We start from the raw sequence: 1,388 nt of genomic DNA on the forward strand, positions 1-1,388 counted from the left end.
TTGCTGTCGTCGGTGGTCATGGCCCATGCCCAACCTTCCGCCTCGCGCAGCTTTTCGGCTTCGGCGTCCAGCTTCTCAGAATACAAGCGTTCCAGCAATTCAGGGTCTTTGAACAGGGTTTCGTTCTGGAACAAATCACTGGTGACGGTGCCGCCAGCCTCTTCAAAGGCATCCTGACCAACAAACTTTGCTTTGCGGTCTGTGTTGCGCACGGATTCCGGCGTCAGGGCTTGGCGCACGTAGTATTCGTTATACAAACGCCCAGATATTGCGCCTTCCAGCGCCTCAAGGATTTTGGCCTCGTCGTCGCAAATGGTCATTGCCTTGGCGATGCCTTGGCTGATTTCCCCGGCTTTGACCGCATCCAAGACAGGATCGGGCAGATCGGCCAGCGCAAGGCGGCGGCGCACGTGCGCCTCTGTCACGCCAAATGCGTTGCTGATCTTACCAACAGACAGGGATTTCGCAGCCATTTTCCCATAGGCACGAACCTCGTCAATAGGGTCCAGTTCTTCGCGGGCGGTGTTCTCGGCATTGGCCCATTGCTCGGCCACAAAGGGATTATCGGTGATCTTGACCGGCACCTGCGCCAGATCGGCGCGCTCGGTTACAGCGATGTTGAGGGCGCGAAACCGGCGACCACCTGCGACAATGCCGATTTTACCGTCTTTGTCGCGCAGACCGCTCAAGTTCTGGATCAGGCCACACGTGACGAGGCTTTCGGCCAGCAGCGCAATGCCTTCGTCGGAAACTTCCTGACGCGGGTTGATTTCCGACAGATACAGATCGGACAGTGCAACGGTTTCGATGATTTCCGGTGCGGTGAATGTTTCGAGTTTGCTCATTGGGCAAGTCCTTGTTTCGTGGCTAAGTTTTTGTTATTGGTGCCCTACCCCTTGCGGGGTAGAGCGAGGCCGTTTAGTCGGCTCCGTGTTGGATCAGGAAGCGGCGCGCGATGTGGAAATTGTCGCCCTTCCTGATTAGCTCCTTCGCCTCAGCGATACGCTTTTGCAGAGTTTCATTGCTCATGTTGTTCACCTCCTTTCGTGCGCGGGTTGCGCATTGGCCGTTTCAGAACCGGACTATTCGTCCACGCTGAAAACGACCGTTTCATCCTCGACCGTGTACGGCACGGCCTTGGACAAAAGCTGTTCGATGGCGGTGGTGGGAACCGAAGGAAACGCGCTTGAAATTACGTTCATCAGTTGCGGTCGATCATCTGCAAAGTGATAGCCATTGATGGCCCATGCAATGATGCCCGGTGTGTGAACCAGTTCCGATGATCCAAGACGATATTCAGTCATAACAACTCTTTCTTTCGTGGCGATGCGGTTGCCGATGTTTCCCGGCTATCCGCTAATGGGCGCGGCCTTCTGATCTGTTAGCTG

The 1,388-nt window shown here is 55.5% G+C and carries 2 protein-coding genes; both read right to left on the reverse strand.

All coding sequences use genetic code 11. The features are described from left to right. Positions 1-845 (reverse strand): ParB/RepB/Spo0J family partition protein (locus AC2FPW_RS18050; RefSeq protein WP_496814829.1); only part of this gene is annotated, 845 nt, incomplete at its 3' end. Positions 846-1,082: 237 nt separating this feature from the next. After that, complete coding sequence (locus AC2FPW_RS18055) at positions 1,083-1,304, reverse strand: hypothetical protein (protein WP_496814830.1); 222 nt, start codon at positions 1,302-1,304, stop codon at positions 1,083-1,085. Positions 1,305-1,388: the final 84 nt, after the last annotated feature.

It is taken from the genome of Ruegeria sp. SATB027, assembly GCF_059613825.1.